Consider the following 17,488-nt stretch of genomic DNA (forward strand, 5'->3'; position numbering starts at 1 on the left):
GCCAACCAGATATCGTTTTAATCATGGGCAATGACGGCCAGGGGCAATGTTGATGAAAAGTTCGGCACACTCTCTTTATTTGTGTTTAGCGATGCTGAGCGCCAGTTTCCCCCTGTGCGCCGCGGAAACGGCCTCCCCGGTCACCGCGCCCTATCTTCTGGCGGGCGCCCCCTCTTTCGATCAATCTATCAGCCAGTTCCGCGAGGCCTTCAACAAAGAAAACCCTTCGCTTGCGCTGGGGGAATTCCGTGCGATTGACGGTGCCCGCGATACGCCGACCCTGACCCGCGCCGCCAGCAAAATTAACGAGAATCTGTATGCATCCACTGCCCTTGAGCGCGGAACGTTAAAAATCAAAAGTATGCAGATCACCTGGCTGCCGATTCAGGGGCCAGAACAGAAAGCGGCGAAAGCGAAAGCGCTGGAGTACATGAGCGCCATCCTGCGCGCCTTTACCCCCACCTTCACCAAGGCGCAAAGCCAGCAAAAGCTGCAAAAACTGCTTACCGCCGGGAAAAACAAACGCTATTACGCCGATACGGAAGGCGCTGTTCGCTACGTCGTCGCAGACAACGGCGAAAAGGGGCTGACCTTCGCAGTTGAACCGATTAAGCTGGCGTTATCAGACGCACTCGAGGGGGCGAATTAATGACAAAAAGCAAAGCCTTTCGAGGGAAAATCTCTATACTGATTCACAGACCATGCTGCCCTTAAGGGTGGCCATATTCCTTAATTCGCTTATTGAGCGTGGAGAATTGAAATGCGACATCCTTTAGTGATGGGTAACTGGAAACTGAACGGCAGCCGCCACATGGTAAACGAACTGGTTGCTAACCTGCGTAAAGAGCTGGCTGGCGTGACCGGCTGCGCGGTTGCTATCGCTCCGCCGGATATGTACCTGGATCTGGCTAAACGTGCCGCTGACGGCAGCCACATCGTGCTGGGCGCGCAGAACGTTGACGTTAACCTGTCCGGCGCATTCACCGGTGAAACCTCCGCTGAAATGCTGAAAGACATCGGCGCGAAATACATCATCATCGGCCACTCCGAGCGTCGCACCTACCACAAAGAATCTGACGAGTTCATCGCGAAGAAATTCGCCGTGCTGAAAGAGCAGGGTCTGATCCCGGTGCTGTGCATCGGTGAAACCGAAGCTGAAAACGAAGCGGGCAAAACCGAAGAAGTGTGCGCGCGTCAGATCGACGCCGTGCTGAAAACGCAGGGCGCGGCAGCGTTCGAAGGCGCGGTTATCGCTTACGAGCCAGTCTGGGCGATCGGTACCGGCAAATCTGCAACTCCTGCGCAGGCTCAGGCGGTGCACAAGTTCATCCGTGACCACATTGCGAAAGCAGACGCGAAAGTGGCTGAGCAAGTGATCATCCAGTACGGCGGTTCCGTTAACGCCTCCAACGCTGCTGAGCTGTTCACCCAGCCAGACATCGACGGCGCGCTGGTTGGCGGCGCATCCCTGAAGGCTGACGCTTTCGCGGTGATCGTTAAAGCAGCAGAAGCGGCTAAGCAGGCGTAATTGCCTTTGTGGCGGGTGGCGCTTCGCTAACCCGCCCTACGGTTCTGTAGGCCCGGTAAGCGTCAGCGCCACCGGGCTTTTTTACAGCCGTCCCAGCAGGCTAAACCACAGATAATCCAGCGGCAGTAGCACTAGATACGTCGCTATCGCCAGCGCCAGGCAGAGCACCATGCCCGCCTTCGCAGGCACTTTCCCTAAGCCCATCGCCACCACAATCGGCGACGCCTGATACGGCAGCAGCGGCGTGGAATACCCCAGCACCTGAATCATGATCACCGACAGTAGCGGGAAGCCGGTCGCGTCCGAGAAGCTCTGCGCCAGCGTGGTGTACAGCGCCGGAACGCCGTTGGCGGTCATAATGAAGTTGAGCGCCGTGGTGATCCCCGTCAGCGCCAGGAAGCTGGTAAACGGTTTGTCTGCATCCAGCGGCATGATATGCAGCAACGCCTCACCCACTGCCGCTCCAATACCGGTTTGCGTCACCGTAATCGCCAGCCCGAGAATACCCGCGACGTAGATACAGGTACGCATATTCACCCCGGCGGAGAACTCCTCGCCGGTGATAAAGCCAATGCGCGGCAGCATGACGATGACCGAGGCTGCCAGCCCCGTCCACGCCGGGCCCACGCCGTGCCAGCTCTCCGTCACCCACATCACCAGTACCGCCGCCAGCAGCCAGGCGAGCCGTTTTTCGTCACGCCCCATCGGTTCCGATGGCGCCAGATCCTTCGCCGGTTTCGGGCTGCCGGGGAACAGCCAGCAGATCAGGCCAATCAGAATCAGGCCTTTGAGAATGCCCAGCACCGGCGTGTGCAGCAGCAAATAAGGGACATAATTGAGGTGGATACCGTATGAGCCTTCCGCCGCGCCGCTCATCACCAGGTTGGGAACGTTGGCGGGCAGGATGGTGGCCGAAAGCTGGAACGTGCCAAAGCCTACGGCAAGCGCCAGGCCAAACCACGCCCGCGAGCCATCAGGAATGCCGGCCCGCTTCGCCATTGCGGCAACAATTGGCATCAGCAGCGCAATACGCCCCATGTTCGAGGGCATGACGAACGCCAGGGCATAGCTCAGGAGCACAACGCTTGCCACCATCAGCACCCAGGAGTCGGTAAGCTTTGCCGACAGCGCCCGGGCCGCCCTGTCCGCCAGGCCGGTTTTCCGGATCGCCACGCCGAGCACAAAACCGCTGAACACCAGCCAGAAAGCCGACGAGGCAAAGCCGCCGAAGATCGCCTCCGGCGGGGCGATTCTGGCGGTCATCGCCGCCGTGAAGAACAGCAGCGCGGTAATAAATTCTGGCAACAGCGACGTCGCCCACAGCACGATGGTGACGCCGACGATCAGCGAGGGAAGCAGCAGAGGATGCGTTAACCAGAGCGACATGCCTGTCTCCTGTAGAATTTTTCAGCAAGTCTACGGCGACAGGCAGGGCGAGTAAACGCTATTTATGGTGGGGTCACTTCAGGATATCGCATTGATGATCCTGTAATTCCTCAGCCGACGCGCGGTTAAAGGTCAGCAGGTTACGCTCCGTCGCCAGCAGTACAAACGAGCCGTCCGACTGCTGCGCCATCGCCAGCGCGAAGCGTCCCATATGGTCGCGGGCTTCAGGCAGCTCTTCCGCCAGCATCATAAACGGGCTGCGCTGCACCAGTTCGTTCTCCGTCACCCGACGGGCAAGGTACTCATGCCCCTCCAGCCCGCCTGGAAAAGGTAGCCACTGGGTGCTGATTTGCCCCTGCGCCGCGTTCAGCTTCTCGCGCACGTCCGGGCGCAGGCAGGAGATGTGGATATGGAAATGGTTTTGCGTGCGCCCGGTCGGGGAGTTGATGGTCAGCGAAATGGCGCTGTCAGGTACGTCGGCGCCCCGCTTCATGCTCATAAAGTTACGCGACTGCCACGCCAGCCAGAAGAAATTCGGCGTCTGAGGTTCAATCAGCAGCGGGCTTTCGGTGCCGTTAATACGGTACGTGGGCATCAGGAGGTATTGCAGCGGCCCGTTGCGGTCTTTAAACACCACGTAGCCAGCGTCCGGCTTCACCTGCGCACACGGCGCCGGGTTACGGTTTTGCAGCTGGTTGGGCACACACTGGTCGAGCACGATATGGCGCAACGCATTCGGATTACCCGCTTTCATCCAGTACACGCCGCCTGCGGCAAGGGCGATAACGATCAGAATCAGTAAGATAATTTTTTTCACAACGCGTTCCCTGTTTTCAGTAAAGGCAAAAGAGTAACGCAAAATGATGACCAAATAAAAAACCCGGCGGATTTCTCACACCGGGTTACCGTGTCGTGCTTTATGAAACGCCTAGCGCTTGCTGATTTGGTCGAAGGTGCCGCCGCTGGAGAAGTGCTCTTTCTGCGCTTTGGTCCAGCCGCCAAAAACATCGTCGATCGTAAACAGCTTCAGTTTCGGGAAGGCGTTCTCGTATTGCTTCGCGATGGCCTCATCGCGCGGGCGATAGAAGTTTTTCGCCGCAATTTCCTGACCTTCCGGCGAATAAAGGTACTTCAGGTAGGCTTCCGCCACCGCTTTGGTCCCTTTCTTATCAACAACCTTATCGACTACGGAGACGGTCGGCTCAGCGAGGATGGATTCGCTCGGGGTCACGATTTCAAACTTGTCTTTACCCAGCTCGTGGGTTGCCAGCAGGGCTTCGTTTTCCCAGGCGATCAGCACGTCGCCGATGCCGCGCTCAACGAAGGTATTGGTTGCGCCGCGCGCACCGGAGTCCAGCACCTCGACGTTTTTGAACAGCGCTTTCACGAATTCCTGTGCTTTCGCCTGGTCACCGTTGTTGTGGTGCAGCGCGTAGCCCCAGGCCGCCAGGTAGTTCCAGCGTGCGCCGCCGGAGCTTTTCGGGTTCGGCGTGATGACCGACACGCCCGGTTTCACCAGGTCGTTCCAGTCCTTAATCTGTTTCGGGTTGCCTTTACGCACCAGGAAGACGATGGTTGAAGTGTAGGGTGCAGAGTTGTCCGGCAGGCGTTTGATCCAGTTTTTGTCGATACGGCCGCGCTCCGCAATGGCGTCCACGTCGTAAGCCAGCGCCAGGGTAACCACATCGGCTTCAATGCCGTTGATCACCGATGTCGCCTGCTTACCGGAGCCGCCGTGAGACTGGCGAACCACCACGTTATCGCCGGTTTCCTGTTTCCAGTGCGCCGCAAAAGCTTTGTTGTACTGGTCGTACAGCTCACGCGTCGGGTCGTACGACACGTTCAGTAACTGAATGTCCTTTGCCAGAACGCTGGTCGATGCCAGCAATAATGTTAACCCCACGCCCCATTTCTTCATCGCCCAGCTCTCTTATGCAGTGTTTTGATGAATGCAGCGTGCCAGAAAGCTAACCTATGATTAAAGAATAAAAAAAGATTGGCTATAACGTGGAGGAATAAAAAATGGCGGGGCATAAAAAAACCGGGTGGCGGCTTCGCCTTACCCGGCCTACATTTGTCGCTACGCAGGCCCGGTAAGCGCAGCGCCACCGGGCATAACAAACACAACGAATCAGTACAGTTTTTTCGCGCAGTCCAGCCAGTCACCTTTGAACGGACGCTTCATGTTTTCAATGGCGTCAATGATGTCATGGTGAACCAGTTTCTCGTTCTGAATACCGACGCAGCGGCCACCGTGGCCCTGAAGCAGCAGCTCAATCGCGTATGCACCCATGCGGGACGCCAGGATACGGTCGTATGGGCCCGGGGAACCGCCGCGCTGAATGTGACCCAGAACGGTCGCGCGAGTTTCGCGTTTGGTTTCGGTTTCGATGTACTTCGCCAGTTCGTCAACGTCACAGATGTGCTCGGTGATGGCAACGATCGCGTGTTTCTTACCTTTCGCGATACCGGCTTTGATCTCAGCGACCAGATCTTCACGGCTGAATTCCACTTCCGGAACCACCACGAACTCACAGCCACCGGCAATTGCCGCCGCCAGGGTCAGGTCACCGCAGTAACGGCCCATCACTTCAACGATGGAAATACGCTGGTGAGAGGAAGAGGTGTCACGCAGGCGGTCAATCGCTTCCACAACGGTACCCAGCGCGGTGAAGTAACCGATGGTGTAGTCGGTGCCTTTAATGTCGTTGTCGATGGTGCCAGGCAGGCCGATGCACGGGAAGCCCATTTCCGTCAGACGTTTTGCACCCATGTACGAGCCGTCGCCGCCGATAACCACCAGCGCGTCCAGGCCGCGTTTTTTCATGTTTTCGATAGCCACTTCGCGGATGTGTTCGTCACGGAATTCCGGGAAGCGCGCAGAACCGAGGAAAGTACCGCCACGGTTGATCATGTCAGACACGCTGTAGCGGTCCAGCTGAACCATGCGGTCTTCATACAGGCCCAGGTAACCGTCATAGATACCAAAAACTTCCAGACCTTCCGTCAGCGCTGCACGGACAACCCCACGGATTGCCGCGTTCATGCCCGGCGCATCACCGCCGCTTGTCAACACACCGATTTTCTTAATCATGACTACCTCTGAACTTAGGAATGCAAAATTGAAATCTGCTGCCGGAAGAAACTGTTCAACCGTCGAATACTGCAAATAGTATATCAATCCCTTCCAGCTGAATTGATTCAGGTCAGGCCATATGGTGGTAATTTATCCACAAAATGCTGGTCTGGCTCTCTTTTTTACAACGAATTACGAATGCTCAAAACGCCCTGGGTACGACAGAGCACGGATCCTGGTGAATAATGACGTCTGACCCAGGGAAACGCTGCAAAATCGCCTGCTCCACCTGTTCAGCGACCATATGCGCCTGAACCAGTGGCAGGTTGTCTTCCATTTCCAAATGAATCTGAATAAAGCGGGTCGGCCCTGACTGCCGCGTACGAAGATCGTGAGCGCCACTGACGCCAGGCCAGTTGGTCACGATGGCATAAATTTCATTACGTTCTGCGTCCGGAAGCGCACGGTCAAGAAGCGACTGTACCGCGTCATACCCCATCCGCAACGCGCTGTATAAAATATAGATCCCTATCCCTAACGCAAACAACGCATCGGCCCGATGCCAGCCATACCAGGCCAGACCAAGCGCAATAAGAATAGCCCCATTCATCATAACATCAGACTGATAATGAAGCATATCGGCCCGTACAGCCTGGCTTTGAGTTTTGCGTACGACCCAGCGCTGGAACGTTACAAGAACAAGTGTGCTTATAAGTGCAACTACCGTTACGACCACGCCAACGCCCGGATCGTTCATAGGGGAAGGCGAAATAAGGTGCTGAATGCCGGTCAAAAACAGGAAAAGCGCGGAGCCCGAAATAAACATGCTTTGCGCCAGCGCGGCCAGCGATTCCGCCTTGCCGTGCCCAAACGTATGCTCTTCATCCGCCGGTTGCAGCGAGTAGCGCACCACCAGCAGGTTGGTCAGCGAGGCGGCAATATCCACCAGCGAATCCACCAGCGCCGCCAGAATACTGACCGAGCCGGTGTACCACCACGCGAAGATTTTAATGATCAGCAAACACGACGCCGTCACCGTCGCGGCTATTGCGGCCCGGCTTACCAGCCGTCCATAGGATTGATTCATAAACACTCCTGTCATGCCATGGCGCTAGTATAACGGATGGCGGTGGAGTGAAAGGATGAATAAAGCGTTAACAAACCTGAACGACGGGCAAAAAAAACCCCCACATCATGTGGGGGAAGACAGGGATGGTGTCTATGGCAAGGAAAACAGGGTTTACTGGTTACTACGGGTACTGCTATTGCTACTGAAAAGCGTCATATCTGAGCTTCGCTGCATCCGTGCAACCTCACGCAACTGGTTCATACGTTGCTGATGTTTGGTGTTCAAAACCGCTTGCTGCTCGGGCGTTAGCAGGTGGAACATCTGGTTGCGAACCTTCGCCATCTCTACCTGGCGGGCAACCTGTTCCTGCGCCATTTTTTCGGCCTGAGCGCGTACAGCGTTTTCGTCAAAATTTTCTGCGGTGACAAGGCGATGCATTGTCTCCATTTCGCTAACATTAACAGGGGGCTGGTCGTGTCGTGCCCTCTGCATCAGATCTCGCATCTGTTGACGCTGATGTTCGGTTAAACTTATGCCGTCAAACATATGGTTTTGGCTGCTGTGCTGCGTTGCGCCCTCAACCGAGGAGCCGTTATCGCTGATGTTAGCTACAGCAGCCTGGCTAAACGCACTGAAGGCCAGCGTTGAGGCCATGACGGCAGCGGTAACTTTGCGCATCACTTGCTCCCAAAATCTTTCGTGTCGCGATTCAACGAGAGACAGTCTACGATTCAGGCTGCAAACATGCGTCAGGGGGTGTAAAACAACGTAAAGTCATGGATTAGATAGCCTTGATGTCGTAATTTCTGCCTCGGAGGTATTTAAACAATGAATAAAATCCTGTTAGTTGATGATGACCGAGAGCTCACATCTCTTTTAAAGGAGTTGCTCGACATGGAAGGTTTCAACGTCCTGGTTGCCCATGATGGGGAACAGGCGCTGAGTCTCCTTGACGACAGCATCGATTTACTTTTGCTCGACGTCATGATGCCGAAGAAAAACGGCATTGATACGTTGAAAGAGCTTCGCCAGACACACCAGACCCCCGTTATTATGCTGACCGCACGCGGCAGCGAACTTGACCGCGTTCTCGGCCTTGAGCTGGGTGCGGATGACTACTTACCTAAGCCGTTCAACGACCGTGAACTGGTGGCCCGTATTCGTGCGATCCTGCGCCGTTCTCACTGGAGCGAGCAGCAGCAGAATACCGACAACAGTTCACCTACGCTGGAAGTGGACTCCCTGAGCCTGAACCCGGGCCGCCAGGAAGCGAGCTTCGACGGTGAAACGCTGGAGCTAACCGGCACCGAGTTCACCCTGCTGTATCTGCTGGCGCAGCATCTCGGCCAGGTGGTGTCGCGTGAACACTTAAGCCAGGAAGTGCTCGGCAAACGCCTTACCCCGTTTGACCGCGCCATCGATATGCATATCTCGAACCTGCGCCGTAAGCTGCCGGAGCGTAAAGACGGTCACCCATGGTTTAAAACCCTGCGTGGTCGCGGTTATCTGATGGTTTCCGCTTCATGATAGGCAGCTTAACCGCCCGCATCTTCGCCATCTTCTGGCTGACGCTGGCACTGGTTTTAATGCTCGTTTTGATGTTGCCAAAACTCGACTCACGCCAGATGACGGAGCTTCTCGACAGCGAGCAACGTCAGGGCGTGATGATCGAGCAGCACGTGGAAGCGGAGCTGGCAAACGATCCGCCGAACGATTTAATGTGGTGGCGCAGACTGTTTCGCGCTATCGACAAGTGGGCGCCCCCCGGACAACGTCTTTTGCTGGTTACCAGCGAAGGTCGCGTGATTGGGGCCGATCGCAATGAGATGCAGATCATCCGCAACTTTATTGGCCAGGCGGATAACGCCGATCACCCACAGAAAAAGAAATATGGTCGGGTAGAGATGGTCGGCCCTTTCTCGGTACGGGATGGGGAAGATAACTATCAGCTCTACCTGATTCGCCCTGCGAGCAGTTCCCAGTCCGACTTCATCAACCTGCTGTTTGACCGTCCGCTTCTGCTGCTGATCGTCACGATGCTGGTCAGTTCCCCGCTGCTGTTATGGCTGGCGTGGAGCCTGGCGAAACCGGCGCGTAAGCTGAAAAACGCGGCGGACGAAGTGGCACAAGGCAACCTCAGGCAGCATCCGGAGCTGGAATCCGGGCCGCAGGAGTTCCTGGCCGCCGGCACCAGTTTTAACCAGATGGTCAGCGCGCTTGATCGGATGATGACTGCCCAGCAACGCCTGCTGTCAGACATCTCACACGAACTGCGTACGCCGCTCACGCGCTTACAGCTGGGCACCGCCCTGCTGCGCCGCCGCAGCGGGGAAAGCAAAGAGCTGGAGCGTATTGAGACGGAAGCGCATCGTCTGGACAGCATGATCAACGATCTGCTGGTGATGTCGCGTAACCAGCAGAAAAACGCGCTGGTGAGCGAAACGGTGAAAGCCAATCACCTGTGGCACGAGGTGCTGGACAACGCGGCGTTCGAAGCAGAGCAGATGGGGAAATCGTTTACCGTCAACTTCCCGCCGGGCCCGTGGCCGCTCTACGGTAACCCCAACACGCTGGAAAGCGCGTTGGAGAATATCGTGCGTAACGCCCTGCGCTATTCGCACACGAAGATTGAAGTGGCGTTTTCGGTGGATAAAGACGGGATTACCGTCATTGTTGATGACGATGGTCCAGGCGTCAGCCCGGAAGATCGCGAGCAGATTTTCCGTCCGTTCTACCGCACCGACGAGGCGCGCGACCGCGAGTCCGGCGGTACGGGGCTGGGTCTGGCGATTGTTGAAACCGCCATGCAGCAGCACCGTGGCTGGGTGAAAGCCGATGACAGCCCCCTGGGCGGGCTGCGGTTAACGCTGTGGCTACCGCTGTATAAGCGTTCGTAACGGTATGTGCCGGGTGGCGGCTTCGCTTACCCGGCCTACTTTTTACGGAGCCTATTTCCCCCACAATCTCCGCGAACTACTCTCGATCTTCCCGCTTATACGCCGCTTCTGCATCGTTCTTGTCCAGCTGGTAGACAACCCCGCCGCCGACAGCAGGCGATGATACTGTTCATCGTCGAAAGGCATATGCCAGGCAATCGCGCAGGCCTCGTACACCGACACCTCACTCAGGCGCGACGCGAGCTCAAGCGGCGCATCCGCCGAAACCTGTCCCGCCTGCACAACGCGATACAGCCAGCCGGTTTTGCCCGCGTTTTGCAGCTGGGCCGACATATCCTGAATACCGAAATGGTAGTTGAGCTTAAAGCACGGCGATCGCGGCTGGGTGACCTGAATCAGGGCATCGCCCCAGCGGTAAATATCGCCAATAAAGACGTTCTTTTCCGTCAGCCCTTCCGTTGAGAGATTTTCGCCAAACGCGGGCGCGCCGAAGAGGTCCGCCTGTTCAGGAAATTCGGTTTTCCAGTGCTGATAGTGCTCGCGCGGATAGTGGCACAGCGCGCGATCGGGCCCGCCGTGGATTTTCTTTTCGGCCTGCTGGTCGCCCACCAGCCCGAGCTCGGTCAGCGACAGCTCACCGTCGACCTGCACTTTGGCGATGGCGCTCGGGCGGCTGCCGTCGTACTCCCTTACCTTGCCTGTAAACACGTTCACCGGGTAATGCATCGCTGCCTCCATTACGCAGATACAAAAAAAGCGAGTCATCAGACTCGCTTCTCACAGGCGTCAATGCAACTTTATTTTTTAGCGGCGAAACGCGCTGCGGCTTCGTCCCAGTTCACGACATCCCAGAACGCTTTGATGTAGTCAGGGCGACGGTTCTGGAACTTCAGGTAGTAAGCGTGTTCCCACACGTCCAGGCCCAGAATTGGGAAGCCGGATGCGCCAGAGATGGCTTCACCCATCAGCGGGGAGTCCTGGTTTGCAGTGGAAACGACCGCCAGTTTGTCACCTTTCAGAACCAGCCACGCCCAGCCAGAGCCGAAGCGGGTTGCAGCGGCTTTTTCGAATTCCGCTTTGAAGTTGTCAACGGAGCCGAAGTCGCGCTCGATTGCCGCTTTCAGGTCGCCCTGAAGGGTGGTGCCGGTTTTCAGGCCTTTCCAGAACAGGCTGTGGTTAGCGTGACCGCCCGCGTTGTTACGCAGTACGGTTTTCTTGTCTGCTGGCAGCTGGTCCAGCTTGGTGATTAGCTCTTCAACAGGCAGATTAGCGAACTCTGGCAGGCTTTCCAGCGCAGCATTCGCGTTGTTCACGTAGGTCTGGTGGTGTTTAGTGTGATGGATTTCCATCGTCTGCTTGTCGAAATGCGGTTCCAGTGCGTCGTAGGCATACGGCAGGGATGGCAGTGTATAACTCATAATCCTCTCCATTATTGTCGGGCGGCACAGCTGTTAATGCCGCGTAAGCAGTTGGTTCATTATAGTTAATTAAATGATATTGAAAATGATTATCAATGCCGTAGTTTTTATAGGGTTATTACAATTTCGATGAATCACAAAATTGTGAGTCTGCTCACGCGCTTAACGTGCTGATTGCCACCCTCCACAAAAGTGCGGCAACCTTCTGAAGGTTCCCAAACCGCCTAATTTTTACACTCATCAAGTCGGCGGGAAGCCACCGACAATAAAAACGATGAGGATAAAAAAATGAATCATGCGATTACGATGGGTATTTTCTGGCATTTGATAGGCGCGGCCAGTGCTGCCTGTTTCTATGCCCCGTTTAAAAAGGTGAAAGGCTGGTCATGGGAAACCATGTGGTCCGTTGGCGGTACGGTCTCCTGGCTGATTTTGCCGTGGACCATCAGCGCCGTGCTGCTGCCCGATTTCTGGGGCTACTTCTCCTCCTTCAACGCCTCTACGTTACTGCCGGTGTTTCTGTTCGGCGCAATGTGGGGCATCGGTAATATCAACTACGGCCTCACCATGCGCTACCTCGGCATGTCGATGGGCATCGGCATCGCGATTGGCATTACGCTGATAGTGGGCACCCTGATGACGCCCATCCTTAACGGTCATTTCGATGTGCTGATCAACACCCAGGGCGGCCGGATGACGCTGCTGGGCGTGCTGGTGGCGGTGATCGGCGTGGGGATCGTCACCCGCGCAGGCCAGCTAAAAGAACGCAAGATGGGCATCAGGGCCGAAGAGTTCAACCTGAAGAAAGGGCTGCTGCTGGCGGTGATGTGCGGCGTCTTCTCGGCGGGCATGTCGTTTGCCATGAACGCCGCCAAACCGATGCACGAGGCCGCTGCGGCGCTGGGCGTCGACCCGCTGTATGTTGCCCTGCCAAGCTACGTGGTGATCATGGGCGGCGGCGCGCTGGTAAACCTCGGCTTCTGCTTCATTCGTCTGGCAAAAGTGAAAAACCTGTCGGTAAAAGCCGACTTCTCGCTGGCAAAACCCCTGATCCTTACCAACGTTCTGCTCTCCGCGCTCGGCGGCCTGATGTGGTATCTGCAATTCTTCTTTTACGCCTGGGGCCACGCCAGCATTCCGGCGCAGTATGACTATATGAGCTGGATGCTGCACATGAGCTTCTACGTGCTGTGCGGCGGGCTGGTTGGGCTGGTGCTGAAGGAGTGGAACAACGCCGGGCGCCGTCCGGTTGGCGTGCTGAGCCTGGGCTGCGTGGTGATTATTATCGCCGCCAACATTGTCGGCCTCGGCATGGCGAACTGATTACGCCGCCTTTCGACTGCGATGACGCCACTGAACCGGCGTCATCCCCACCTCGCGGTTAAACACCACCGAAAAGTAATTACTGTCCTCAAATCCGCAGCGCATCGCCACTTCGCTGACCATCAGCTCCGTATGCTGTAACAGATACTGGGCGTGGCAGATGCGCAGCTGGCGCAGGTAATGGTTTATCGTCATACCCGTCTGGGTGCGGAACTGCTGGCGCAGCGCGCGCTCGCTGCACTGCTCCTGCTCGCAGAATTTTTCCAGCACGAAACTCTTGTTCAGACTGCCCGCAAGCAGTGCGATCAGCTTATCCAGCAGCGCTTCCTGCGTGGTGGCGGAGGGATTATCCGTGGCGTAACGATGGCGCTTCAGGGTCATCACCAGCTGGGCGAAAAGCAGCTCCGACATCTGGTTCGCCACCGGGTCGCCCTTCTGGCTCTCCTGCTCCAGCTGGGAAATTGTCTGGCGCACCTGAGCCATGCCGCTGCTGCTTAAGCGCCAGTGCGGTTCGCCTCCGGCATTCAGAAATCCCGGAATGTTGCCCGCCCAGTCGACATTCAGTTTAAGCCTGTCAGGGCAGTAGATGACGTTCTGCAACACCAGATCGTTAACCGAGGCGTAGGCGTGTTTGTCTTCGGCGCGTATGTAAAACAGATCCCCGCGCGTGATGCGGTAGGGCCGGTCGTTGAGGACGTGTAAGCCATTGCCGCGCCACACCATCACCAGCTCGCAGAACTCGTGGGTATGCTCGGCAAAGACATTTTGCGGGTAGCGGTCCGCCACCGCGACGGCCTGACTCGCGGAGGCAAAAAAATCATCTTTGCGAAGAATTAACTGAGCAGCCACACCACAACCTCTAGGGCGAATAACCGGACATTATTAGCCTTTTTGCGGCAAAAAAACGGTGACTGCCCTCGCGTTACTGAAGCAACGCGTCTTTCCCCTGACGAATATCGCGCGGCGACCAGCTAAATTCCCGGCGAAACAGCGTTGAAAAGTGGTTACTGTCGCCGAAACCGCAGCGATAAGCGATATCCGTGACGCTTTCGTCGGTATGGCGTAAAAGATGGCGCGCTTTGATCAGGCGCAGACGGTTAAGGTAACGCTGCGGCGTGAGCCCGGTATGCTGCTTGAGCTGACGATGCAGCGTGCGCAGCGAGAGCGAAAAGTCGTCCGCCAGCGTTTCCCAGCAGACATCTTCAGCGAAATGATCTTCCAGCCAGGCCATGAGCTGGTTCAGCCGCGCGTCGTTATTTTCCATCCCTTCCACCAGGCTGCTGCGGCGCAGCAGCACCAGCAGCTGCATAAACAGCAGCTCGCGGGTGGCAATCGCGTGCGTCTCCTCTGCGTCCTCGCTCTGCTCCATCTGGCTCACCAGCTGACGCACCTGCTGCAACGTGGACTGATTCACCCGCCAGTGCGACGGATAGTGGCCATCCTTCTCTTGCGGCAACAGCTGATTCAGCCCGGAGAGAAACTGGAACGCGTCCGGAGAGCGATAGAGCACGTTGGTCAGGCACAGGTTGTCGGTATGTTCATACAGGTGCCTGTCGTGATCCCGCACGAAGCACACCGTGCCGCCGCTGATGGTATACGGCTGACCGTTGAACACGTGGATGCCCGTTCCGTGCTCAACAATCACAATCTCATGAAAATCATGATGATGCTCAGGAAATGCAGCCTGAGGAAGCCGTGGCTCAATCGCGACCGGAGAAGCTCCCGAAGGAAAAAAATCGACGCTGTGCAGTACGGTCATAACGGCCCCCACCAATGAGAAAAGTTCTCAAAATAGTAATTAAGGCCTTCCACGCTCACCTTAAATTTTTGACAGTAAACCGCGCAAAAGCTGCCGGTTTTTCAAGAAACAGGCGGAAAGATCGGGAAATGCGGTCAGCGTCACACTGCCTGCAAACCCCGTCATTACTGGAAACTGTGAACTCCCTCACGTTCACCTTTGCTTTCTTGCCAGCGCGAGATTTGGGCTGTCAGTGGCGAGAAGGTGGCTATTTCTTCCCTTTCTTACACTCATCGCTAATGACTTAAGAAAGGACCCGACCATGACTTTTCGCCATTGTGTGGCTGTCGATTTAGGCGCATCCAGCGGCCGTGTAATGCTCGCCACCTGGGACTGTGACCAGCACACCCTTACGCTTCGCGAAATGCACCGTTTCGCCAATTGTCTGCAAAAACAGGACGGTTTTGCGACCTGGAATATCGATGCGCTGGAAGCGGAGATCCGCACCGGACTTCACCACGTCTGCGAAGACGGTATCCGCATCGACAGTATCGGCATTGATACCTGGGGCGTGGATTACGTGCTGCTGGACCGTCACGGCGAACGCGTCGGCCTGCCCGTCTCCTACCGCGACAGCCGCACCGATGGGCTGATGGCGCACGCCATCGCGCAGCTTGGCAAGGAGAACATCTATGGTCGCAGCGGCATCCAGTTCCTGCCGTTTAACACGCTGTATCAGCTGCGTGCGCTGGTTGAGCAACAGCCAGAGCTGGTTGAAAAGGTGGCGCATGCGCTGCTGATCCCGGACTACTTAAGCTATCGTCTGACCGGCAACATGAACTGGGAATACACCAACGCCACCACCACGCAGCTGGTCAATATCAATACCGATAACTGGGATGAACACCTGCTGGCATGGACGGGCGCCTCGCCGTCCTGGTTCGGCGCGCCAACCCATCCGGGCAACGTGATCGGCCAGTGGATTTGCCCGCAGGGGAATGAAATTCCCGTTGTCGCCGTCGCCAGTCACGACACCGCAAGCGCGGTCATTGCCTCGCCGCTCGCCAGCAAAGACGCGGCCTATCTCTCCTCCGGCACCTGGTCGCTGATGGGTTTTGAGAGCAAAACGCCCTACACCAGCGACGCCGCGCTGGCCGCCAATATCACCAACGAAGGCGGTGCCGAAGGACGCTACCGCGTGCTGAAGAACATCATGGGCCTGTGGCTGCTCCAGCGGGTGCTGAAAGAGCAGAACGTCACCGACCTGCCCGCGCTTATCGCGGAAACCGAAAAGCTGAAGGCCTGCACCTTCCTTATTAACCCGAACGACGACCGCTTTATTAACCCGGTGCACATGAGCGCTGAGATCCAGGCCGCCTGTTTTGACGCGGGGCAGCCGGTACCTTCCCGCCCCGCCGAGCTGGCGCGCTGTATTTTTGACAGCCTCGCCCTGCTCTATGCCGACATCCTGAGCGAGCTGGCTGACCTTCGCGGTAAACCGTTCACCCAGCTGCACATCGTGGGCGGCGGCTGCCAGAACCAGCTGCTGAACCAGCTCTGCGCCGATGCCTGCGGCATTACCGTGGTGGCAGGCCCCGTAGAGGCTTCCACGCTCGGCAACATCGGCATTCAGCTAATGACGCTGGACGAACTATCAAACGTTGACGATTTCCGTTCGGTGGTGACGGCGAATAACAGCCTGACCACCTTCACCCCCAATCCCTGCCATGACATTGCCCGCTACCGGGCGCAGTTTCAGCAAAAACGACTGACTAAGGAGCTTTGCGCATGACCACTCAACTTGAACAAGCCTGGGACCTGGCTAAACAGCGTTTCGCCGCCGTCGGCGTGGATGTCGAAGAGGCGCTGCGCCAGCTCGACCGTCTGCCCGTCTCCATGCACTGCTGGCAGGGTGATGACGTTGCCGGCTTCGAGAACCCGGGCGGTTCCCTGACGGGTGGCATTCAGGCAACGGGTAACTACCCGGGCAAAGCGCGCAACGCCACCGAACTGCGTGCGGATCTTGAACTGGCGCTGAGCCTGATCCCGGGGCCAAAACGCCTGAACCTGCACGCGATTTATCTCGAATCCGACGCGCCGGTCGCGCGTAACGAAATCAAACCGGAACACTTTAAGAACTGGGTGGAGTGGGCAAAGGCCAACCGGCTGGGACTGGATTTTAACCCGTCCTGCTTCTCGCACCCGCTGAGCGCGGACGGGTTTACCCTTGCACACGCCAACGACGAAATCCGGCAGTTCTGGATCGACCACGTGAAGGCCAGCCGCCGCGTCTCCGCGTATTTCGGCGAGCAGCTCGGCACGCCGTCGGTGATGAATATCTGGATCCCGGACGGCATGAAGGACATCACCGTTGACCGTCTGGCGCCGCGCCAGCGCCTGCTGGCCGCGCTGGATGAAGCCATCAGCGAAAAGCTGGACCCGTCGCACCATATCGACGCGGTGGAGAGCAAGCTGTTCGGCATTGGCGCAGAGAGCTACACCGTGGGCTCAAACGAGTTCTACATGGGCTACGCCACCAGCCGCCAGACCGCGCTGTGCCTGGATGCTGGCCACTTCCATCCGACCGAGGTGATCTCCGACAAAATCTCCGCCGCCATGCTCTACGTGCCGCGCCTGCTGCTGCACGTCAGCCGTCCGGTGCGCTGGGACAGCGACCACGTGGTCCTGCTGGACGACGAAACCCAGGCGATTGCCAGCGAAATCATCCGCCACGATCTGTTTGACCGCGTGCACATCGGGCTCGACTTCTTCGACGCCTCCATCAACCGCATCGCGGCGTGGGTTATCGGCACCCGCAACATGAAGAAAGCCCTGCTGCGCGCCCTTCTGGAGCCAACCGCCGCGCTGAAACAGCTGGAAGAGAGCGGCGATTACACCGCGCGCCTGGCGCTGCTGGAAGAGCAGAAATCCCTGCCGTGGCAGGCGGTGTGGGAGATGTACTGCCAGCGTCACGACGCCCCGGCGGGCAGCCAGTGGCTGGACAACGTGCGGGCGTATGAGAAGGACGTTCTCGCCGCTCGTCAGTAAAAAAT

At 57.2% G+C, this 17,488-nt stretch carries 17 protein-coding genes; 7 read left to right on the forward strand and 10 right to left on the reverse strand.

What is annotated here, in order from left to right:
• Positions 1-52 precede the first annotated feature (52 nt).
• On the forward strand, positions 53-649 hold the full coding sequence (locus IM300_RS17255) for a DUF1454 family protein (RefSeq protein WP_193037546.1): 597 nt from the start codon (positions 53-55) through the stop codon (positions 647-649).
• 111 nt (positions 650-760) lie between these two features.
• Positions 761-1,528: a triose-phosphate isomerase gene (gene tpiA, locus IM300_RS17260; protein WP_006808674.1), complete on the forward strand. Its 768-nt coding sequence runs from the start codon at positions 761-763 to the stop codon at positions 1,526-1,528.
• Positions 1,529-1,609: 81 nt separating this feature from the next.
• On the opposite strand, the gene IM300_RS17265 is transcribed toward tpiA, so the two are convergent.
• From IM300_RS17265 to cpxP, 6 genes are all read right to left on the reverse strand, one after another.
• Positions 1,610-2,914 (reverse strand): SLC13 family permease, encoded by a 1,305-nt coding sequence (locus IM300_RS17265; RefSeq protein ID WP_193033035.1) that lies wholly within the window; start codon positions 2,912-2,914, stop codon positions 1,610-1,612.
• 73 nt (positions 2,915-2,987) lie between these two features.
• Complete coding sequence (locus tag IM300_RS17270; protein WP_193037548.1) at positions 2,988-3,731, reverse strand: CDP-diacylglycerol diphosphatase; 744 nt, start codon at positions 3,729-3,731, stop codon at positions 2,988-2,990.
• A gap of 111 nt (positions 3,732-3,842) precedes the next feature.
• Positions 3,843-4,832: a sulfate ABC transporter substrate-binding protein gene (locus tag IM300_RS17275; protein ID WP_063865454.1), complete on the reverse strand. Its 990-nt coding sequence runs from the start codon at positions 4,830-4,832 to the stop codon at positions 3,843-3,845.
• 213 nt (positions 4,833-5,045) lie between these two features.
• Entirely contained in the window at positions 5,046-6,008 is a 963-nt protein-coding gene (pfkA, locus tag IM300_RS17280; protein WP_003862009.1) for a 6-phosphofructokinase, read from the reverse strand.
• A 184-nt stretch (positions 6,009-6,192) separates the two neighbouring features.
• Complete coding sequence (fieF, locus tag IM300_RS17285) at positions 6,193-7,077, reverse strand: CDF family cation-efflux transporter FieF (protein WP_107534226.1); 885 nt, start codon at positions 7,075-7,077, stop codon at positions 6,193-6,195.
• 153 nt (positions 7,078-7,230) lie between these two features.
• Positions 7,231-7,737, reverse strand: coding sequence for a cell-envelope stress modulator CpxP (gene cpxP, locus IM300_RS17290; protein ID WP_064910931.1), 507 nt, complete (start codon positions 7,735-7,737; stop codon positions 7,231-7,233).
• 150 nt (positions 7,738-7,887) lie between these two features.
• On the opposite strand from cpxP, the gene cpxR reads away from it, so the two are divergent.
• Both cpxR and cpxA read left to right on the forward strand, forming a co-directional pair.
• Positions 7,888-8,586 (forward strand): envelope stress response regulator transcription factor CpxR, encoded by a 699-nt coding sequence (gene cpxR / locus IM300_RS17295; protein ID WP_003862004.1) that lies wholly within the window; start codon positions 7,888-7,890, stop codon positions 8,584-8,586.
• Positions 8,583-9,956, forward strand: coding sequence for an envelope stress sensor histidine kinase CpxA (gene cpxA, locus IM300_RS17300; protein ID WP_015569937.1), 1,374 nt, complete (start codon positions 8,583-8,585; stop codon positions 9,954-9,956). The genes cpxR and cpxA overlap by 4 nt, the downstream gene beginning before the upstream one ends.
• Before the next feature lie 51 nt (positions 9,957-10,007).
• Here cpxA and yiiM read toward each other — a convergent pair whose 3' ends face one another.
• On the reverse strand, positions 10,008-10,682 hold the full coding sequence (gene yiiM / locus IM300_RS17305) for a 6-hydroxyaminopurine reductase (protein WP_193037601.1): 675 nt from the start codon (positions 10,680-10,682) through the stop codon (positions 10,008-10,010).
• A gap of 71 nt (positions 10,683-10,753) precedes the next feature.
• Positions 10,754-11,374, reverse strand: a complete 621-nt coding sequence (gene sodA / locus IM300_RS17310) for a superoxide dismutase [Mn] (protein ID WP_003861999.1) — start codon at positions 11,372-11,374, stop codon at positions 10,754-10,756.
• Between the two features lie 288 nt (positions 11,375-11,662).
• Between sodA and rhaT the strand changes: the two genes are divergently transcribed.
• Positions 11,663-12,697: an L-rhamnose/proton symporter RhaT gene (gene rhaT / locus IM300_RS17315; protein ID WP_102750825.1), complete on the forward strand. Its 1,035-nt coding sequence runs from the start codon at positions 11,663-11,665 to the stop codon at positions 12,695-12,697.
• Here rhaT and rhaR read toward each other — a convergent pair whose 3' ends face one another.
• Together rhaR and rhaS are read right to left on the reverse strand one after the other, a co-directional pair.
• Complete coding sequence (gene rhaR, locus IM300_RS17320) at positions 12,698-13,546, reverse strand: HTH-type transcriptional activator RhaR (RefSeq protein WP_063865449.1); 849 nt, start codon at positions 13,544-13,546, stop codon at positions 12,698-12,700.
• Between the two features lie 73 nt (positions 13,547-13,619).
• A complete protein-coding gene (gene rhaS, locus IM300_RS17325; RefSeq protein ID WP_063449704.1) occupies positions 13,620-14,456 on the reverse strand; it encodes an HTH-type transcriptional activator RhaS in 837 nt (278 codons plus the stop codon).
• A 301-nt stretch (positions 14,457-14,757) separates the two neighbouring features.
• Here rhaS and rhaB point away from each other — a divergent pair, with 301 nt between their 5' ends.
• Both rhaB and rhaA read left to right on the forward strand, forming a co-directional pair.
• A complete protein-coding gene (gene rhaB / locus IM300_RS17330; RefSeq protein ID WP_193037550.1) occupies positions 14,758-16,227 on the forward strand; it encodes a rhamnulokinase in 1,470 nt (489 codons plus the stop codon).
• A complete protein-coding gene (gene rhaA, locus IM300_RS17335; protein WP_102750828.1) occupies positions 16,224-17,483 on the forward strand; it encodes an L-rhamnose isomerase in 1,260 nt (419 codons plus the stop codon). The genes rhaB and rhaA overlap by 4 nt, the downstream gene beginning before the upstream one ends.
• The last annotated feature ends 5 nt before the right edge of the window (positions 17,484-17,488 follow it).

The organism is Enterobacter cloacae complex sp. I2 (assembly GCF_014896205.1).
Taxonomy (GTDB): Bacteria; Pseudomonadota; Gammaproteobacteria; order Enterobacterales; family Enterobacteriaceae; genus Enterobacter; species Enterobacter quasihormaechei.